This is a genomic window from Xanthomonas sp. CPBF 426, assembly GCF_903989465.1.
Taxonomy (GTDB): Bacteria; Pseudomonadota; Gammaproteobacteria; order Xanthomonadales; family Xanthomonadaceae; genus Xanthomonas; species Xanthomonas euroxanthea.
On the sequence record NZ_LR861805.1, the window covers coordinates 2,201,460 to 2,220,139 of the forward strand.

18 protein-coding genes are annotated in these 18,680 nt (G+C 67.3%); 13 read left to right on the forward strand and 5 right to left on the reverse strand.

The window, feature by feature from the left end; all coding sequences use genetic code 11:
- Positions 1–69: 69 nt before the first annotated feature.
- The 5 genes from H7A87_RS09480 to H7A87_RS09500 all read right to left on the reverse strand — a co-directional run bounded on the left by H7A87_RS09480 (position 70) and on the right by H7A87_RS09500 (position 3,741).
- Positions 70–468 carry a hypothetical protein gene (locus H7A87_RS09480; protein ID WP_180496962.1) on the reverse strand — a complete coding sequence of 133 codons (399 nt, stop codon included), beginning with the start codon at positions 466–468 and terminating at the stop codon, positions 70–72.
- Positions 468–1,034, reverse strand: coding sequence for an elongation factor P-like protein YeiP (yeiP, locus tag H7A87_RS09485; RefSeq protein WP_115676860.1), 567 nt, complete (start codon positions 1,032–1,034; stop codon positions 468–470). Before yeiP ends, H7A87_RS09480 begins: the two co-directional genes overlap by 1 nt.
- A gap of 100 nt (positions 1,035–1,134) precedes the next feature.
- Entirely contained in the window at positions 1,135–1,905 is a 771-nt protein-coding gene (locus H7A87_RS09490) for an SDR family NAD(P)-dependent oxidoreductase (RefSeq protein ID WP_104648639.1), read from the reverse strand.
- Between the two features lie 145 nt (positions 1,906–2,050).
- The gene (locus tag H7A87_RS09495; RefSeq protein ID WP_119128830.1) at positions 2,051–2,947 is read right to left on the reverse strand and encodes a hydroxymethylglutaryl-CoA lyase; all 897 of its coding nucleotides are present in this window, start codon (positions 2,945–2,947) and stop codon (positions 2,051–2,053) included.
- Positions 2,944–3,741, reverse strand: coding sequence for an enoyl-CoA hydratase-related protein (locus H7A87_RS09500; RefSeq protein WP_119128829.1), 798 nt, complete (start codon positions 3,739–3,741; stop codon positions 2,944–2,946). The genes H7A87_RS09495 and H7A87_RS09500 overlap by 4 nt, the downstream gene beginning before the upstream one ends.
- A gap of 116 nt (positions 3,742–3,857) precedes the next feature.
- Between H7A87_RS09500 and H7A87_RS09505 the strand changes: the two genes are divergently transcribed.
- The 13 genes from H7A87_RS09505 (at position 3,858) to recJ (ending at position 18,506) form a co-directional block, all read left to right on the forward strand.
- Entirely contained in the window at positions 3,858–4,106 is a 249-nt protein-coding gene (locus H7A87_RS09505) for a FeoA family protein (protein WP_104585288.1), read from the forward strand.
- Positions 4,103–5,962, forward strand: coding sequence for a ferrous iron transporter B (locus H7A87_RS09510; RefSeq protein WP_104648642.1), 1,860 nt, complete (start codon positions 4,103–4,105; stop codon positions 5,960–5,962). Before H7A87_RS09505 ends, H7A87_RS09510 begins: the two co-directional genes overlap by 4 nt.
- Position 5,963: 1 nt before the next feature.
- The gene (locus H7A87_RS09515) at positions 5,964–6,218 is read left to right on the forward strand and encodes a DUF6587 family protein (RefSeq protein WP_016904924.1); all 255 of its coding nucleotides are present in this window, start codon (positions 5,964–5,966) and stop codon (positions 6,216–6,218) included.
- A gap of 57 nt (positions 6,219–6,275) precedes the next feature.
- Positions 6,276–6,776 (forward strand): autotransporter outer membrane beta-barrel domain-containing protein, encoded by a 501-nt coding sequence (locus tag H7A87_RS09520; protein WP_119128885.1) that lies wholly within the window; start codon positions 6,276–6,278, stop codon positions 6,774–6,776.
- Between the two features lie 369 nt (positions 6,777–7,145).
- The gene (locus tag H7A87_RS09525) at positions 7,146–8,348 is read left to right on the forward strand and encodes a PLP-dependent aminotransferase family protein (RefSeq protein WP_119128828.1); all 1,203 of its coding nucleotides are present in this window, start codon (positions 7,146–7,148) and stop codon (positions 8,346–8,348) included.
- Complete coding sequence (locus H7A87_RS09530) at positions 8,345–9,067, forward strand: MOSC domain-containing protein (RefSeq protein WP_119128827.1); 723 nt, start codon at positions 8,345–8,347, stop codon at positions 9,065–9,067. Before H7A87_RS09525 ends, H7A87_RS09530 begins: the two co-directional genes overlap by 4 nt.
- A gap of 479 nt (positions 9,068–9,546) precedes the next feature.
- Positions 9,547–10,263, forward strand: coding sequence for a 4-hydroxy-tetrahydrodipicolinate reductase (dapB, locus tag H7A87_RS09535; protein ID WP_104585275.1), 717 nt, complete (start codon positions 9,547–9,549; stop codon positions 10,261–10,263).
- A gap of 239 nt (positions 10,264–10,502) precedes the next feature.
- Entirely contained in the window at positions 10,503–11,636 is a 1,134-nt protein-coding gene (gene carA / locus H7A87_RS09540) for a glutamine-hydrolyzing carbamoyl-phosphate synthase small subunit (RefSeq protein WP_119128826.1), read from the forward strand.
- Between the two features lie 11 nt (positions 11,637–11,647).
- Positions 11,648–11,989 (forward strand): hypothetical protein, encoded by a 342-nt coding sequence (locus H7A87_RS09545; protein WP_232087973.1) that lies wholly within the window; start codon positions 11,648–11,650, stop codon positions 11,987–11,989.
- A gap of 114 nt (positions 11,990–12,103) precedes the next feature.
- The gene (gene carB / locus H7A87_RS09550) at positions 12,104–15,346 is read left to right on the forward strand and encodes a carbamoyl-phosphate synthase large subunit (RefSeq protein WP_119128825.1); all 3,243 of its coding nucleotides are present in this window, start codon (positions 12,104–12,106) and stop codon (positions 15,344–15,346) included.
- 8 nt (positions 15,347–15,354) lie between these two features.
- Complete coding sequence (gene greA / locus H7A87_RS09555) at positions 15,355–15,819, forward strand: transcription elongation factor GreA (RefSeq protein WP_016903166.1); 465 nt, start codon at positions 15,355–15,357, stop codon at positions 15,817–15,819.
- A gap of 30 nt (positions 15,820–15,849) precedes the next feature.
- The gene (locus tag H7A87_RS09560) at positions 15,850–16,770 is read left to right on the forward strand and encodes a phosphoglycerate mutase (protein WP_119128824.1); all 921 of its coding nucleotides are present in this window, start codon (positions 15,850–15,852) and stop codon (positions 16,768–16,770) included.
- A complete protein-coding gene (recJ, locus tag H7A87_RS09565) occupies positions 16,767–18,506 on the forward strand; it encodes a single-stranded-DNA-specific exonuclease RecJ (protein WP_119128823.1) in 1,740 nt (579 codons plus the stop codon). Before H7A87_RS09560 ends, recJ begins: the two co-directional genes overlap by 4 nt.
- Positions 18,507–18,680 lie beyond the last annotated feature (174 nt).

Sequence of the window (18,680 nt, forward strand, 5' to 3'; positions counted from 1 at the left end):
CAGTTTCCAGTGCTCCGGCCAGGGACGACGCATGCACCAGCTGGCACCTGTCACACCAGCCGGCGCAGCTCAGCCAGTCGGTTGCAGATCCGCCTGCACCGAATACCTGCGCAGCCAGTCGCTGACCTGCGCGTTGTTGCGGTACTGCTGCATCAGCCTTGCAAGCCGCGCCGGTGCCGGCGTGCAGAACTGCGCGATCGCCACGTCGATTTCGTGGCGACGATCGGCGTCGTACGGCTCCTCGCCCGCGAAGTGCTCGCAGGTGTCGTAGTCCTCCACCAGCGTGCGCACATCCTCCGGCATGCCGCACAGGCCGGGCGGATGTTGCAGCCACTCCTCGTCCACCTTGGCGTCGGTGCAGGCCACCGGCGCGGGCGTGGCTGCGGACGTCGGCGCCGTAGCCGGAGCCGGTTGCTCCGTGCAGGCAGCCAACAGCCCCAGCGCAAGGATCACGACCGGCGTGCGCATCAGTCGGCGCGGCCCGCGAATTCGCCGGTGGTGGTGTTGACCAGCACGCGCTCACCGTTGGTGATGTACTCGGGCACCATGATTTCCAGGCCGGTGTTGAGCTTGGCCGGCTTGGGCCGCTTGGTGGCGGTGCCGCCCTTGAGTTCGGGCGGGGTTTCGATCACTTCCAGCGTCACCGTCTGCGGCAGTTGCACGGCCACCGGCTGGTCGTCGATCACCTGCACGTAGATGCCGGTCAACCCGTCGGTGATGTAGCCGGCGTCGGTGCCGATCACCTCCGCATCCAGCGTGTACGGCGTGAAGTCTTCGTCGTCCATGAATACGAACGCCTCGCCATCCTTGTACGAGAACGTGGACAGGCGACGCAGCAGTTCCACTTCCGGCAGGTTGTCGTCGGCGTCGAAGCTGGCGTCGGTTTTCACACCGCCCGGCACGCTGTACATGATGAAGCGGAAGCGCACATTGCCGCCGCGGCCCTGCGGCGAGCTGCGCTCGATGTCGCGGATCTGGTAAATGCCGCCGTTGTATTCGACGACGTTGCCTTTCTTGATGTCGTTGGCTTTCATGGGAATCGGGAGTTGGGAATGGGGAATCGAAAAAGCCGGGGGCCGGGACACTGAGAGCAGGGCGTCGTTACGATTCCCCATTCCCAACTCCCGATTCCCGCTACTTGGGTGCCAGGCGCACGCCGCCGTCCAGGCGAATTACCTCGCCATTGAGATAGCGATTGCGCAGGATGAAGGCGACGGTGTCGGCGTATTCGTCGGGTTGGCCCAGGCGCGAGGGGAACGGGATCGCCGCGGCCAGCGATTGCTGCACCGCCTCGGGCATGCCGTCCACCATCGGGGTCCAGAACACGCCCGGAGCGATCGTCATCACGCGGATGCCGAAGCGCGCCAGTTCGCGTGCCATCGGCAAGGTCATGCCGACCACGCCGCCCTTGCTGGCGGCATAGGCGGCCTGGCCGATCTGGCCTTCGTAGGCGGCCACCGAGGCGGTGTTGATGATCACGCCGCGCTCGCCGTCGTCGCCGGCATGGTTGTGTTGCATCACGTCGGCCGCGGCCTTGGCCACGTTGAAGCTGCCGACCAGGTTGACCAGCACGGTGGTGCGGAAGGTCGCCAGCGGCATCGGCGCTTCCTTGCCGAGCACCCGGCCCGAGCCCAGGATGCCGGCGCAATTCACCACCAGGTTGAGCCCGCCCAGCGCCTGCGCGGCCTGCGCCACGTTGGCGGCAACCTGCGCCTCGTCGGTGACATCGGTGGCGACGTACAGTGCGTTGCCCGCACCGAGCAGCGCCAGCGCCGCGTCGGCCTTGTCGGCGTTGACGTCGAACAGCGCGACCTTGCCGCCATCGGCCACGATGCGCTGCGCCACGGCCAGGCCCAGGCCGGAAACGCCGCCGGTGACGATGGCAAGAACAGAAGAAGGCTGCATGCGGTGGTTCCTCGGAGATCCTGGAGGCCGGTGATGCCGGCCGGCGAACGGGTGGCGACGCAGCCGGCGATTCTAGCCGAAGCGTTAGCGCGACTGATCCTGGAATGGAGCGGGCGCGGCGACGGTGGCATGCCGGACTGGCGCCTCAGTCGGCGGCCGCCAGGGCCTTGCCGACCTTGCTGCCGGTCTGGCGGCCGAGCAACTGCGCCAGCCAGCGGCCGGTGTCGGCGAGGGCAGGCAGGTCGATGCCGGTCGGCATGCCCAGCCCGTGCAGCAGGTACACCACGTCTTCGCTGGCGACATTGCCGCTGGCGCCCTTGGCGTAGGGGCAGCCGCCGGCCCCGGACACCGCCGCATCGACCACGCGCACGCCTTGCTCCAGGCAGGCAGCGATATTGGCCAGCGCCTGGCCATAGGTGTCGTGGAAGTGCACCGCCAATGCCGGCATCGGCACCGCCTGCGCCACGGCGGCCAGCATCTGGCGTGCCTTGCCCGGTGTGCCCACGCCGATGGTGTCGCCCAGCGAAATCTCGTAGCAGCCCAGCGTGTACAGCCGTTGCGCGACATCGACCACGTCGGCCACCGGCACCTCGCCCTGGTACGGGCAGCCCAGTACGGTGGAGACGTAACCGCGCACGCGCACGCCGTCGAGGGCCGCCTGTTCCAGGATCGGGCGAAAGCGTTCGATCGATTCGTCGATGCCGGCGTTGGTATTGGTGCGATTGAAGGCCTCCGACGCCGCGGTGAACACCGCCACTTCCCGAGCACCGGCGGCGCGTGCGCGCGCATAGCCCTGCAGGTTGGGCACCAGCACCGGATAGGCGATGCCCGGCGCCTGGGTGATGCCGGCGAACACCTCGGCCGCGTCGGCCAGTTGCGGCACCCAGCGTGGGCTGACGAAGCTGGTCGCCTCGATGCTGCGCAGCCCGGTCGCGGAGAGTCGGTCGATCAGCGCGATCTTGTCGGCGGTGGCGATCGGTGTGGCTTCGTTCTGCAGGCCATCGCGCGGGCCGACTTCGACAATGCGCACGAAGTCGTTCATGCCGCACCCTCCGGCAACCAGGCCGGGCTGCGCTTGTCGAGGAAGGCACCCAGGCCTTCCTGGCCTTCCGGGGAAACGCGCAGGCGTGCGATCCACGCGGCGTTGGTGGCGTCGATGGCGTCGCGGTCGGTCGGCGGCAGCGCCGCGCGCACCAATGCCTTGGCGCTGGCGGCCGCCAGTGGCGCGGCCGCCAGCAACAGGCGGACCTGGCGCTCCACCGCGATATCCAGTTGGTCGGCGGTGACCAGTTGATGCAGCAGGCCCAGCAACTGCGCGGTGGCCGCGTCGAAGATCTCGGCAGTGGCGAACCAGCGCCGCGCCTGGCGCGCGCCGATCGCCGCGATCACGTAGGGCGAAATGACCGCCGGCAGCAGACCGAGCTTGCTCTCGGTCAGGCCGAAGCGCGCCTCGGTGCAGCCGATGGCGATATCGCAGCACGCCACCAGGCCCACGCCCCCGCCGAACGCCGCGCCGTTGACGCGTGCGATGGTCGGCTTGGGCAGTTCGTCCAGCGTGCGCATCAGGCGCGCCAGGGCGAGCGCATCGGCCGCGTTGTCGGCCTCGCTGGCGCCGGCCATGCCGCGCATCCAGTTCAGGTCGGCGCCCGCAGAGAACGCGGCGCCGGCCCCGGTGATCACCACCACCCGGATCTGCGCTGCCTGGCCGGCCTGCTGCAAGGCGTCGGTAAGCGTGCTGATCAAGGTCGCATCAAAGGCGTTATGCACCGCCGGGCGGTGCAGACGTAACGTACGGACCGCTCCCTGGTCCTCCACGATCAAGCCGGTGTCCTGCATTGCGTCAACGTCCATGAATGGGATGCGAACCATGATAGTGGCACGGGTCGGCCGAGCCATGACGCGGTGCGTCGATGCTAGAATTGAGAACCATTCCTAACAATCAGGCCGTCTTTGTGACGTTGTCCGACATGCCTTTGCATCGCGCCGCCATCGTGGAATCCGTGGAGGAGCGTCTGCCCAACGACACGATCGCCAGGCGGCTGCGCGAACTGGGCTTTGTCGCTGGCGAGGAAGTCACGGTACTGGCGACCGGTCCGGTCGGGCGCGAACCCTTGCTGGTGCAGGTCGGTTACACGCGGTTCGCCCTGCGGCGCAGCGAGGCCGCCCGCGTGCAGGTGCGCGTCGATGGAGCGCAGGCATGAGCACCGCAACCGTCCCCATGCGTCTGGCGCTGGTCGGCAACCCCAACAGCGGCAAGACCGCACTGTTCAACCAGCTGACCGGCAGCCGGCAGAAGGTCGCCAATTACACCGGCGTCACCGTCGAACGCAAGGAAGGGCATTTCCGCGCGCCGTCCGGGCGCGACTTCGCGGTGCTGGATCTGCCGGGCGCCTACAGCCTGCAGCCGGCCAGCCTGGATGAAGCGATCACCCGCGACCTGTGCCGCGGCTTCTATCCCGGTGAGCCTGCGCCGGACGTGCTGGTGTGCGTGATGGATGCCACCAACCTGCGCCTGCATCTGCGCTTTGCGCTGGAGCTGCGCGAGCTGGGCCGGCCGATGATCGTGGCGCTGAACATGGTCGACGCCGCGCAGCGGCGCGGCATCGTCATCGACCTGCCGGCGCTGGAACAGGCGCTCGGAGTGCCGGTGGTGGAAACGGTGGCGGTGCGCCGCGGCGGTGCCAAGGCCCTGGTCGAGCGGCTCGATACGCAGGCGGCCAGCCTGGCCGCGCCGTCGGCCACGCCACCGGCCGACGGCAACTACCACGCCCAGGTGCGGCAGATCCTGGGGGCGGCAGTGACCATGCCCACGCGCACCTCGCGGGTGGACGATGCGCTGGACCGCTGGCTGCTGCATCCGGTCTGGGGCCTGGTCACGCTGGCGGTGGTGATGTTCCTGATCTTCCAGGCGGTGTACGCCTGGGCCAACCCAGTGATGGACCTGATCGATGCCGGCACCGCGATGCTGGGCGAGTGGGTGGGCACCACGCTGCCGGAGGGCCCGCTCAACAGCCTGCTCAAGGACGGCATCATCACCGGTTTGGGCGGGGTGATTAAGTTCCTGCCGCAGATCCTGATCCTGTTCGCCTTCATCCTGGCGCTGGAGGAGTCCGGTTACCTGCCGCGCGCGGCCTTCCTGCTCGATCGCATGATGTCGGCGGCCGGTTTGTCCGGGCGCTCGTTCATCCCGCTGCTGTCGAGCTTTGCCTGCGCGGTGCCCGGCATCATGTCCACCCGCAGCATCCAGGACCCGCGCGACCGGCTCGCCACCATCATGGTCGCGCCCTTGATGACGTGTTCGGCGCGGTTGCCGGTGTATGCGCTGCTGATCGGCGCCTTCATTCCGCAAAAAACCGTGTGGGGCATCTTCAACCAGCAAGGCCTGATCCTGTTCGCGCTGTATGCCGCGGCCATCGTCAGCGCACTGCTGGTGTCGTGGACGATGAAGAAGTGGCGCCGCGACAAGAGCGAGCATCCGCTGATGCTGGAGCTGCCGTCCTACCGCCTGCCGCATCTGCCGGACCTGGCGCTGGGGCTGTGGGAGCGTGCGATGATCTTCCTCAAGCGCGTCGGTGGCATCATTCTGGCCCTGACCATCCTGCTGTGGTTCCTGCTGTCGTTTCCGGCCGCGCCGGCCGACGCCACCTTGCCGGCGATCGATTACAGCTTCGCCGGGCGTATCGGCCATGCGATGGCGATCTTCTTCGCACCGCTGGGCTTCAACTGGCAGATCTGCATCGCACTGATCCCCGGCCTGGCCGCGCGCGAAGTGGCGGTTGCCTCGCTGGCGACGGTGTACGCGCTGTCGGCTGCCGACGACGATGCCGCCGCGCAGGCCCTGTCGCCGCTGATCAGCGATGGCTGGTCGCTGGCCACCGCGCTGTCGCTGCTGGTCTGGTACATCTATGCACCGATGTGCATTTCCACGCTGGCCACGATCAAGCGCGAAACCAACTCGTGGAAGCAGATGACCATCAGCGCGGTGTACCTGTTCGCGCTGGCCTACCTGGCCTCGCTGGTGACCTACCAGCTGGCCGTGCTGCTGGGAGCCGGCTGAGGTGGATCTGTCGCTCACCTTACAATACGTGGTCATCGCCCTGGCGGTGTTGCTCAGCCTATGGGTAGTGATGAAGAAGCAATTTCCCGGCACGCTGCGGCGCCTGCGTGGCGCAGTGGCGATCGGCCTGTTGCGCGATGGGCGGCCTGCATGGATGCGGGCGCTGGGCCGCCGCGTCGCACCGCCGGCCGCGCAGAACGCCGCGGCCTGTGGTGGCTGCGACAGCTGCGGGCCGACGCCGCCCCGTCGTCACTGACGCACTGCACCCCTTACACTTGCGCGGCCGCAGGACGCGGTGGTGCAGGGGACGCAGATGCGGTTGTTGGTGTTGTTGGCGGTCCTGGCGGCGGTCGCCGGTGTTTACAACTATGGCGGCAACGCGCTGGACGAAGCGCAGGTGCGCGATTTCTACGCCGCGCACGACAAGGCAATGCGTGGTCAGGACGGCGAAGCGCTGTGTGCGATGACCGCGCCGGCGTTCGAAATGGTGGTGCTGTACCGCATGGATTCGCATCAGCAGCGGCAGACCACCACACGCGAGCAGTACTGCAAATCCAATGGCGAGTGGGCGCAGGTGCTGCGTCAGATGCGTCATGTGGCCAACCCGGAAGAGGTGATCGACTACAAGCAGTCGATCACCAGGATCGAGATCGCCGCCGATGAAGCCTCGGCCTTGGTCGAGACACGTGCCACGCTCGGCTTGCCGGGGGTGCGCATGACCTTCCGCTCGCGCGACAAGCTGATCCGCAAGCGCTGGAAGACCTTGATCGAACGCAGCGAAGGCACGGCCTGGGTCGGCCCGGCGTACGAGTAGGCGCCGCCGGCACTATCGCTGCCGCATTGCCAAGGCGGTGCCATCGATGCGCCGACGCGATGTCGGTCATCGGCACGCGCCGATCTGGCTCGCTGCCCAGCCGACCTGCGCACGCAGCCTGCGTCGGCAGAAACAGGTGACATTCCGTGCATGGCGATGCACGCGCGGCGATCGCCTTGCTGGCAGACGCCAACGCGAGTATGTCGACCGTACTGCACGGCAATGTCGGTAGCGCCAGCGCAATGCAGGAAAGCAGGTCGCTACGCGTGGTGATGGTCGGTGCGGCACTACCCCCGTCATTGGCCGAGGTGCGCATCCGACGCTGCAGTGCACAGCGCGCCGGCCATACGCCTTCGCTATGCTTGGGCCATGATGACCTCCTTCCAGATCTCCCGGCGTGCGCAGGCGCTGACCAGTTCGGCGATTCGCGAAATCCTCAAGGTGACCGAGCGGCCGGAGGTGATTTCCTTCGCCGGCGGGCTGCCGTCGCCGGCCACCTTTCCGGTGGAGCGCATGCGCGCGGCCAGCGATCAGGTGCTGCGCGATGCGCCGCAGGCCGCACTGCAATACGGCCCCACCGAAGGCTATGCGCCGCTGCGCGACTGGGTGGCCGCACGCCTGAGCCGCGACGGCGCCAGCGTCCGGCCCAGCCAGGTGTTGATCACCACCGGCTCGCAGCAGGGGCTGGACCTGCTCGGCAAGGTCTTCATCGATGAGGGCAGCAAGGTGCTGGTGGAAACGCCGAGCTACCTGGGTGCGTTGCAGGCGTTTTCGCTGTTCCAGCCTAGCTTCGTCGGCATGCCCTCGGACGAGGACGGGGTGGTGGTGGACGCGTTGGACCCTGCATTGCTGGCCGATGCGCGCTTTCTGTACTGCCTGCCGAATTTCCAGAACCCCACCGGTCGCCGGTTGCCGCTGGCGCGGCGCCAGGCCCTGGTGGAGCGCGCAGCAGCAGCGGGCGTGCCGATCGTCGAAGACGATCCGTATGGCGAGCTGTATTACAGCGGCCGGCCGCTGCCGAGCCTGTTGTCGCTCAATCCGGAGGGCGTGATCTACATGGGCTCGTTCTCCAAGGTGCTCGCGCCCGGCTTGCGGCTGGGCTATGTGGTTGCGCCCGAGGCGGTGCTGGGCAAGCTGATCCAGGCCAAGCAGGCGGCCGATCTGCATACGCCGTCGTTCACCCAGCGCGTGGTCCACCAGACGCTGCAGGACGATTTCCTGGACACGCATATCCCGCAGATCCGCGCGCTGTATGCGCGCCAATGCAGCCTGATGCTGGAGGCCCTGGATCGGCATTTCCCGCCCCAGGTGCAATGGAATCGCCCCGAAGGCGGCATGTTCCTGTGGGTGAGCCTGCCGCCCGGGCTGGACGGCACCGCGCTGCTGGCGCGTGCGATCGCGCGCAATGTCGCGTTCGTGCCGGGCGCGCCGTTCTACGCCACCTTGCCGCAGGTCAATACCTTGCGGCTGTCGTTCGTCACCGTGCCCGGCGACAGGATCGATGCCGGCATCCAGGTCCTGGGTGAGGTGTTGCGCGAGGCGCTGGCCGAGTTGCCCGGGCAGGGCGCGTGAGCACGCAGACCGCTGGCGTGCAGGTGCCTGCGCTTGCGATCACCATCGACAGCGTGGCGATCGGTATCGCACGCGACTTCACCCGGCCCGGTAGCCGCAGCGCCATCGACAAGCGGGCGGTGGACGATAGGGTGCGCGTCGGTCCGGACGGGCTGCACGGTGACGAGCAGGGCGACCTGCGTGTGCATGGCGGGCCGGACAAGGCGATCCATCACTATCCGCGCGATCACTACGCCGCCTGGCAGGCCGACCTCGGCGCGCATGCGTTGCTGGAGACGGCCGGCGCGTTCGGCGAGAACCTGAGCAGCGTCGGCCTTACCGAGGCCGAGGTCTGTCTGGGCGATCGCTTTGCATTGGGTACGGCGGTGGTGGAAGTGTCGCAACTGCGTCAGCCGTGCTGGAAGCTGTCCGACCGCTTCGGCCTGCGCGACATGGCGCGCCGCGTGCAGGACACCGGCCGCACCGGCTGGTATTACCGCGTGCTGCACCCCGGCGACGTGGCAGCCGGCGACATGCTGACGCTGCAACAGCGGCCGCATCCGCAATGGCCGCTGTCGCGCCTGCAACAGGTGTTGTACGCGCGCGATGTCGATGCCGCCGCCATCACCGCAGTGTTGCAGCTGCCGCTGGTGCCGTCATGGCGGGCGCTATTCGAACGCCGCCTGCAACGCCGCGAAATAGAGAGCTGGAGCAAGCGCCTGCATGGCGCAAGCGACTGAGAGCCGCCAACACCATCGCACGCAATCAAAGCCCGCAGCCGCGCTAGCTGCAGGGCTGAGATTTGGGATTCGGGAGTCGGGAGTCGGGATTGGGGAATCGCGGTCACGAAGTCGGCAAACGCCACCTTCCAGGCGCCGCCATGATGGCCGTGTGCCATGCGTCTTCATCGTCCTTACCAACGTACAGCGGCGCAGCCCTCACCGACCCATGGCCGCTCGCGCCGTTGTGTGCCAACCACCACGCGCACCCCACGGACGCCACCAAGCCAAAGCGCCACAGCACATAAAACGCGCACACCCGCACCCGCTCTCACGAGTCCCTGATCCCGATTCCCGGCTCCCCAATCCCGATTCCCGATTCCCGGCTTTAACGACTCCCCAATCCCGACCCCCCAATCCCAGCTTTTACGATTCCCGATTCCCGATTCCCGATTCCCAGCTATCTTGTACAACCCCATCGCCCAGCTAGGCCTGCCGCCATGACAACGTCTCCTGTGAAAGTTCTGATCCACGGCGCCTCCGGGCGGATGGGCAAGGCATTGCTGCGTCTGGCGGCCGAAGACGAGGCCTTGCATGTCGTCGGTGCGGTGGTGGGGCGTGCGCCCTCGCAGCGCGTGGTGGACGGCGTGCCGTATTTCGCCGCCAGCGAGCTCGGCGGTGCGCCGAGCTTCGACGTGGCGATCGACTTCAGCCTGCCGCAGGGCTTCGCGCCGATCCTGGCGTTGTGCGCGCAGCGCGGCAAACCGCTGGTGTCCGGTACCACCGGTCTGGATGAGGCGCAGCGCGCCGCCTTGCTGGAGGCCGCGCAGCAGATTCCACTGGTGTGGGCGTCCAACTTCAGCCTGGGCGTTGCGGTGCTCACCGAACTGGTGGAGCGTGCTGCCGGCAGCCTGCCGGGCTGGGATTGCGACATCGTCGAAGCCCACCACGTGCACAAGCAGGATGCACCCTCCGGGACCGCGCTGACGCTGGGGGAGGCGGCCACCGGCAGTGGCGCGCAGCCGCGCTTTGCCAGCCTGCGCGCCGGCGACATCGTCGGCGAGCACACGGTGCAGTTCACCGGGCTGGGCGAGCGGGTGGAACTGGTGCACCGCGCGACCAACCGCGACATCTTCGCGCGTGGTGCCCTGCATGCGGCCAAGCGGCTGCTCGGCAAGCCGCCCGGCAGCTATCGCGTGCGCGATCTGGTGCTATAAGCGCTGCGTCGCCGCGCATGAATGGCGAATGATCGCAGTGGCGCATTCATCCCGCCATTGCGATGCCGGCACGGCAGCCGGCGTTCTTCAGGCTGGCATGCCGGGGCACTTGCCTTTACAATTCTCGCTTGCCCGAACCAGCGTCGGACCGGTCCCCAGCACCGCGTCCGCGCTTTGCTGCAACCGGAATTTGGCCGGAAGCGCATCGGAGTCCCAGGCAGCCAGAGCGAGACCCCCACGTGACCCAACCCGCAATCCTTGTCCTCGAAGACGGCACCGTGTTCGAGGGCGAATCCGTAGGCGCCAACGGGCTTTCCGTCGGCGAAGTGGTGTTCAACACCGCCATGACCGGTTACCAGGAAGTCCTGACCGATCCTTCCTACGCCCGCCAGATGGTCACGCTGACCTATCCGCACATCGGCAATACCGGCTTTACCGATCAGGATGACGAGGCCAGCAAGATCTGGGCCGCCGGCCTGATCGTGCGCGATGTGCCGCGTCGCCCCAGCAGCTGGCGCAGCGAAGTCGCACTGCCGGAGTGGCTGCAGGCCCGCGGTGTGGTGGCCATTTCCGGCATCGATACCCGCAAGCTGACCCGCCTGCTGCGGCAGAAGGGCGCCCAGAACGGCGCGCTGATGGCCGGCGAGATCGATGTCGAAAAGGCGCTGGAAGCCGCGCGCAGCTTCCCCGGCCTGAAGGGCATGGACCTGGCCAAGGTGGTTTCCACCGAGACCAGCTACAGCTGGCAGGAAGGCTCGCTGGATCTGAACTCCGACACGTTCGTGCGCACCGAGCTGAAGCACAAGGTCGTGGCCTATGACTACGGCGTCAAGCTCAACATCCTGCGCATGCTGGCCGACCGTGGTTGCGACGTCACCGTGGTGCCGGCGCGCACGCCGGTGGCCGAGGTGCTGGCGATGCAGCCCGATGGCGTGTTCCTGTCCAATGGCCCGGGCGACCCGGAGCCCTGCGATTACGCGATCGCCGCGATCAAGGAACTGGTCGCGCAGAAGGTGCCGACCTTCGGCATCTGTCTTGGGCATCAGCTGCTGGCGCTGGCCGCCGGCGCCAGCACGGTCAAGATGACCACCGGCCATCACGGCGCCAACCATCCGGTGCAGGATCTGGACGGCGGGCGGGTGATGATCACCTCGCAGAACCATGGCTTTGCGGTGGATGAAAGCACGCTGCCGGCCAATGTGCGGGTGACCCATCGTTCGCTGTTCGATGGCACCAACCAGGGCATCGCGCTGACCGACGCGCCGGCGTTCTCGTTCCAGGGCCACCCGGAAGCCTCGCCGGGGCCGCGCGATGTGGGGCCGCTGTTCGACCGGTTTGTGGAGCTGATGGCCAAGGATGCCAAGCGCGCATGAGCGCTCGGTTGATGGGTGTGCTGATCCTGCTGGTGGGCGCCGCCGTGGCCTATTGGGGCGTCTGGATGCCGCTGCAGCAGGCGCAGGCGGGCGTGGCGTCGATCACGCTGCCCGGAGGCATCAAACTGGCCTTGCTGGTGCCGATGTGCGTCGTCTTCGGCATCGGCTATGTGGTTGGAGGAGGATCCTTTCACCAGCGCATGCAGAACACCGACCCGGACAAGGTGCGTCGCTGGGGCAAGACCTCCGGGACCGGCTGGCTGTTGCTCCTGGTCAGCTTCGCCGCCGCGTTCGCGCTGCATCAATGGATGCAGAACACCCTGCGCGCCCTGGGCTATGGATACGCCGGATGACCCCGGCTTTCGGCTCCGTGGAGTCGATGCAACATCATGCCGCGTCGCGATGCGATCGCCGCGGCCACTCTTCCGCACCTGCGGCTCGCCGCATGTTCCTAATCGAGTAAAGAAATGCCAAAGCGCACCGACCTAAAAACCATCCTGATCATCGGCGCCGGCCCGATCGTCATCGGCCAGGCCTGCGAGTTCGATTACTCCGGCGCGCAGGCGTGCAAGGCGCTGCGCGACGAGGGGTATCGCGTGGTGCTGGTCAACAGCAATCCGGCCACGATCATGACCGACCCGGACATGGCCGATGCGGTGTACATCGAGCCGATCAACTGGCAGACGGTCGAGAAGATCATCGCCAAGGAAAAGCCTGATGCCCTGCTGCCGACCATGGGCGGGCAGACCGCGCTGAACTGCGCGCTGGATCTGGCCGACCACGGCGTGCTGGAGAAGTACAACGTCGAGCTGATCGGCGCCAAGCGCGAAGCCATCCGCATGGCCGAAGACCGCGAGCTGTTCCGCGTGGCGATGGGCGAGATCGGCCTGGATTGCCCCCGGGCCGAAGTGGCGCACACGCTGGAAGAGGCGCTGGATATCCAGACCCGCGTCGGCTACCCGACCATCATCCGCCCCAGCTTCACCCTGGGTGGCAGCGGCGGCGGCATTGCCTACAACCGCGAAGAGCTGATCGAGATCGTCGGCCGTGGCCTGGAACTGTCGCCGACCACCGAAGTGCTGGTGGAAGAGTCGGTGCTGGGCTGGAAGGAGTTCGAGATGGAAGTGGTCCGCGACACCGCGGACAACTGCATCATCGTCTGCGCGATCGAAAACCTCGACCCGATGGGCGTGCATACCGGCGACTCGATCACCGTGGCACCGGCGCAGACGCTCACCGACAAGGAATACCAGCGCCTGCGCGATGCCTCGATCGCGGTGCTGCGCAAGATCGGCGTGGATACCGGCGGCTCCAACGTGCAGTTCGGCATCAGCCCGACCACCGGCCGCGTGGTGGTGATCGAGATGAATCCGCGCGTGTCGCGTTCCTCGGCGCTGGCGTCCAAGGCCACCGGCTTTCCGATCGCCAAGGTCGCCGCCAAGCTGGCGGTGGGCTATACGCTGGACGAATTGAAGAACGAGATCACCGGTGGCCTGACCCCGGCCTCGTTCGAGCCGTCGATCGACTACGTGGTCACCAAGATCCCGCGCTTTGCGTTCGAGAAATTCCCGCAGGCCGATGCGCGCCTGACCACCCAGATGAAGTCGGTGGGCGAGGTGATGGCGATGGGCCGTACCTTCCAGGAATCGCTGCAGAAGGCGCTGCGTGGGCTGGAAACCGGCAAGATCGGGCTGGATCCGACCGGGCTGGACCTGAGCAGCGAAGACGATATCGCCTCGCTCAAGCGCGAGCTCAAGGCGCCGGGTCCGGAGCGCCTGTTCTATGTCGCCGATGCCTTCCGCGCCGGCATGAGCGTGGCCGATGTCTATGCGCTGTCGTTCATCGACCCCTGGTTCCTGGATCAGATCGAGGAACTGATCAGCCACGAGCAGCAACTGGCCGACGACGGCATGCAGGCACTGGATGCGGCGCGTCTGCGCACGCTCAAGCGCGCCGGTTTCTCCGATGCGCGCCTGGCCGAGCTGACCGGCACCAACGAAGAATCGGTGCGCACGCTGCGTCGCGCGCTCAAGGTCCGCCCGGTCTACAAGCGCGTGGATTCGTGCGCTGCCGAATTCGCCACCAGCACCGCATACCTGTATTCGACCTACGAGGACGAGTGCGAGGCGCTGCCGACCGATCGCGACAAGATCATGATCCTTGGCGGTGGCCCCAACCGCATCGGCCAGGGCATCGAGTTCGACTACTGCTGCGTGCATGCGGCGCTGGCGCTGCGCGATGACGGCTTTGAAACCATCATGGTCAACTGCAACCCGGAGACCGTGTCCACCGACTATGACACCTCCGACCGTCTGTACTTCGAGCCGCTGACGCTGGAAGACGTGCTGGAAATCGTCGAGCTGGAAAAACCCAAGGGCGTGATCGTGCAGTACGGCGGCCAGACCCCGCTGAAGCTGGCGCGCGCGCTGGAAGCCAATGGCGTGCCGGTGATCGGCACCTCGCCCGATTCGATCGACCTGGCCGAAGACCGCGAGCGTTTCCAGCAACTGGTCGACAAGCTGGGCCTGAAGCAGCCGCCCAACCGCATTGCCCGCAATGCCGAGGAAGCCCTGGTGCTGGCGCGCGAGATCGGCTACCCGCTGGTGGTGCGCCCGAGCTACGTGCTCGGCGGCCGCGCGATGGAAATCGTCTACGGCGAATCCGATCTGGCGCGCTATGTACGCGACGCGGTCAAGGTCTCCAACGATTCGCCGGTGCTGCTGGACCGCTTCCTCGACAACGCGGTGGAAGTGGACGTGGACATCATCGCCGACAAGGATGGCAACGTGCTGATCGGCGGGCTGATGGAACACATCGAGGAAGCCGGCGTGCATTCGGGCGATTCGTCCTGCTCGCTGCCGCCGTATTCGCTCTCGCCCAAGACCCAGGCCGAGCTGCGTCGCCAGGTGGTGATGCTGGCCGAAGGCCTGAACGTGGTGGGCCTGATGAACACCCAGTTCGCGGTGCAGGTCGATGAGGCCGGCGACGACGTGGTGTTCCTGCTGGAAGTGAACCCGCGTGCCTCGCGCACCGTGCCGTTCGTGTCCAAGGCGATCGGCATGCCGCTGGCCAAGATCGCCGCGCGCTGCATGGCCGGCAAGACGCTGGCCGAGCAGGGCGCCACCAAGGAAATCGTGCCGGGCTATTACTCGGTGAAGGAGGCGATCTTCCCGTTCGCCAAGTTCCAGGGCGTGGACCCGATCCTCGGGCCGGAGATGCGCTCCACCGGCGAGGTGATGGGTGTGGGCCGCAGCTTCAGCGCCGCGTTTGCGCGCGCGCAGGAGGCTGGCGGCATCAAGGCACCGCCGGTGGGCAAGGCGTTCGTGTCGGTGCGCGACCCGGACAAGCAGCGCGTGCTGCCGGTGGCGCAGGCCCTGGTGGAGCGCGGCTATACGCTGGTCGCCACGCGCGGTACCGGCGCCTGGCTGCAGCAGAACGGGCTGAACTGCGAGATCGTCAACAAGGTCGCCGAAGGGCGCCCGCATATCGTCGATTCGATCAAGAACGGCGAGATCGTGTATATCGTCAACACCACCGAAGGCCGCGCCGCCATCTCCGATTCGTTCTCGATCCGGCGTGAAGCGTTGCAGCATCGCGTGACCTATTCGACCACTGTCGCCGGCGCCAAGGCGCTGGTGCATTCGCTGGAATTCCGCGGCACCGGCCCTGTCTGGTCGCTGCAGGAACTGCACAAGGAACTGGAAGCATGAGAGCACCCATGACGGCAAAGGGCGCGCAGCGCCTGCGCGAAGAGCTGGACCAGCTGAAGTCGGTCAAGCGTCCGGCGGTGATCAATGCGATCGCCGAAGCACGTGCGCACGGCGATCTGAAGGAAAACGCCGAATATCACGCCGCACGCGAGCAGCAGAGCTTCATCGAAGGCCGCATCAAGCAGCTGGAAGGCGAGCTCTCGCATGCCGAGATCATCGACATCACCAAGCTGTCGGCCGGCAACAAGATCGTGTTCGGCGCCACGGTGACGCTGGCCGACACCGAGACCGACGAAGAGAAGCGCTACCAGATCGTTGGCGATCTGGAAGCGGACATCAAGCTGGGCATGATCGCGATCTCCTCGCCGCTGGCACGCGCGTTGATCGGCAAGCTGGAAGGCGATTCGGTCACCATCGATGCGCCGGCCGGCCAGCGCGAGTACGAAGTGGTCAGCGTTGCCTATCTGGACTGACGGACCGGGATCGAGCGACCCCACCGACCGATGACCACCGCAACGCTGCTGCTGCCGGAAAGACGCCGCCTGCCCGGTGCGTTGGGCGACACGCCGGTGGCGCGTGCGCTGGCGCGCGCCGACCAGCAAAGCGTCGAGCCCGGCGAGGTGGCGCAGCTGCAGCGCCACTTCACGCTGACGCCGGCGCAGTGGCCGGTGGCCGCATTGACCCGTCAGCTCGATGCCGGCGATGCGGCCGGTGCGACCTGGGTGCGTGCCGATCCGGCCTACGTGGTACCGGACATGCAGGGCGCGCGCTTGATGGGCTACGGCGAGGCGCTCGGCCCCACCGCCGAGGATCTGGCGGTGTTGTTGCCGATCCTCAAGCCGATGTTCGGCGATGCCGGCTTCCTGCTGGATGCGCCCACGCCTGCGCGCTGGTATCTGCGGCTGTCGCCGGATGCCAGGCTGCCCGACTTCGCGCCGCCGGATCTGGCGATTGGCGATGACCTGTTCGAGCATCTGCCGGGTGGCGAGATCGGCCGGCGCTGGCGTGCCTTGCTGACCGAAGCGCAGGTGCTGCTGCATCAGCATCCCTGGAACGAGGGCCGCGTGGCCAGCGGCAAGCCGGCGATAAATTCGCTGTGGTTCTGGGGCGGCGGCGTGCTGCCGCAGGCAGTGAGCTCGCCGCACCGTCAGGTGCGCAGCCGCGAATCGCTGCTGCGTGCGCTGGCGCTGGCGGCTGGCGCCGATGCGCAGGGCGAACAACGCGTGGACGCATTGGTGGACCTGCGGCACCTGCGCTCGCTGCAGCAGTTCAGCGACGACGCGGTGGCGCCGTTGCTGGCGGCAATGGCGCGTGGCGAACTGGATCGGCTGGTGCTGGATTTCCAGGATGGGGACACCGTGTCGCTGACGCATGCGCAACGCTGGCGCTTCTGGCGCAAGCCGCGGGCACAGCTGGCGCAATGACCTCCACCCCGCGGATCGTCCGGCGCCCACCCGGGCAGGCCGGCAGTTGGCCCGATGCCATGTTGCCGCTGCTGCGCCGCATCTATGCCGCGCGCGGCGTGACCGATACGCAGGGCGCGCAGCCGCGTCTGGGGCAGCTGCTGTCACCGCAGTTGTTGCACAACAGCGACGTCGCGGCCGAGCTGCTGGCCGATGCGATCGCACAGCAGCGTCGCATCCTGGTGGTGGGCGATTTCGACTGCGATGGCGCCACCGCCTGTGCGGTCGGCGTGCGTGGCTTGCGCATGCTCGGCGCGCTGGATGTCCACCACGCGGTGCCCAATCGCATGGTGCATGGCTATGGTCTGTCGCCTGCGCTGGTGGACGAGCTGGCTGCATTGCAGCCGGATCTGCTGGTCACCGTCGATCACGGCATCGCCTGCCACGCCGGCGTGGCCGCGGCCAAGGCGCGTGGCTGGACGGTGCTGGTCACCGATCATCACCTGCCTGGCGAGGTGTTGCCGCCGGCCGATGCGATCGTCGATCCCAACCTGGCCAACGACCGCTTCCCGAGCAAATCCCTGGCCGGGGTCGGGGTGATCTTCTACGTGCTGATGGCCTTGCGCGGCGTGCTGCGCGCGCGCGGCGCCTTTGCCGAACGCGCCGAGCCGGATCTGTCGGTATTGCTGGACCTGGTGGCGGTCGGCACGGTCGCCGACCTGGTGCCACTGGACACCAATAACCGTGCGCTGGTGTCGGCCGGCCTGCGCCGCCTGCGCGAGGGCAAGGGGTGCATCGGCCTGCGCGCCCTGATCGATGCCAGCGGCCGCGACGTGGCGCGCCTGAGCGCCAGCGATATCGGCTTTGCATTGGGGCCACGTCTCAACGCCGCCGGCCGGCTGGAAGACATGGCCCTGGGCATCGAACTGCTGCTCAGCGAAGACTGGAGCCGGGCGCGCGAGATCGCCGGCACCCTGGAAGAGATCAACGCCGAGCGTCGCGCGGTGCAGCAGTTGATGACCGACGATGCCGAGCAGGCGGTCACCAAGGTGGTGCTGGATGCCGATGGCGAATTGCCGATCGCCGCGTGCCTGTTCGATGCCGACTGGCACCCTGGCGTGATCGGCCTGGTCGCCTCCAAGCTCAAGGACCGGCTGCATCGCCCGGTGATTGCATTGGCGCCGGCCGAGCCGGGCAGCAGCCAGCTGCGTGGCTCGGCGCGTTCGATTCCCGGCCTGCATATCCGCGATGTGCTGGCTGCGGTGGACGCGCGCCACCCGGGCCTGATCCAGAAGTTCGGCGGGCATGCGATGGCGGCCGGATTGAGCCTGGAGCAGGCCGCGCTGGCGACCTTCGAGCAGGCATTCCAGCGCCAGGTGCAGACGATGGTGGACGCCTCGTTGCTGCATGCCGAATTGCAGAGCGACGGCGAACTGGCCGCGCACGAGCTCGATCACCTGCATGCCGAGGCACTGCGCGTGGCCGGGCCGTGGGGGCAGGGTTTTCCCGAGCCGCTGTTCGATGGCCGGTTCGAAGTGCTGCAATGGCGCCTGCTCAAGGAGCGCCATCTCAAGCTTACCCTGCGCTGCGCGGGTCGCGCCGAACCGCTCAACGCCATCCACTTCAATGGCTGGCGCGGCAGCGAACCGCCGCGCATGGTACGGCTGGCGTACCGCCTGGTCAGCGACGATTATCGCGGCGGCACCGCGGTGCAGTTGATCGTCGAACATTGCGAGCCGGCGACAGTCACTGGCTGAGCGCGGGGCTGTCAATCGCGGGCTTCGGTAGGGGCGACAGCGCGTCCCTGCAGCCAGGCTTCACATCAACCGCTCTGCACGGGACGGCGCACCCACAGCCGGCATGCACTTGGTGGTGCATGCCGCAAGTAGCGCATGTCTGATGGCGGCAAGATGGTTTCGTTCGCCGCTCAA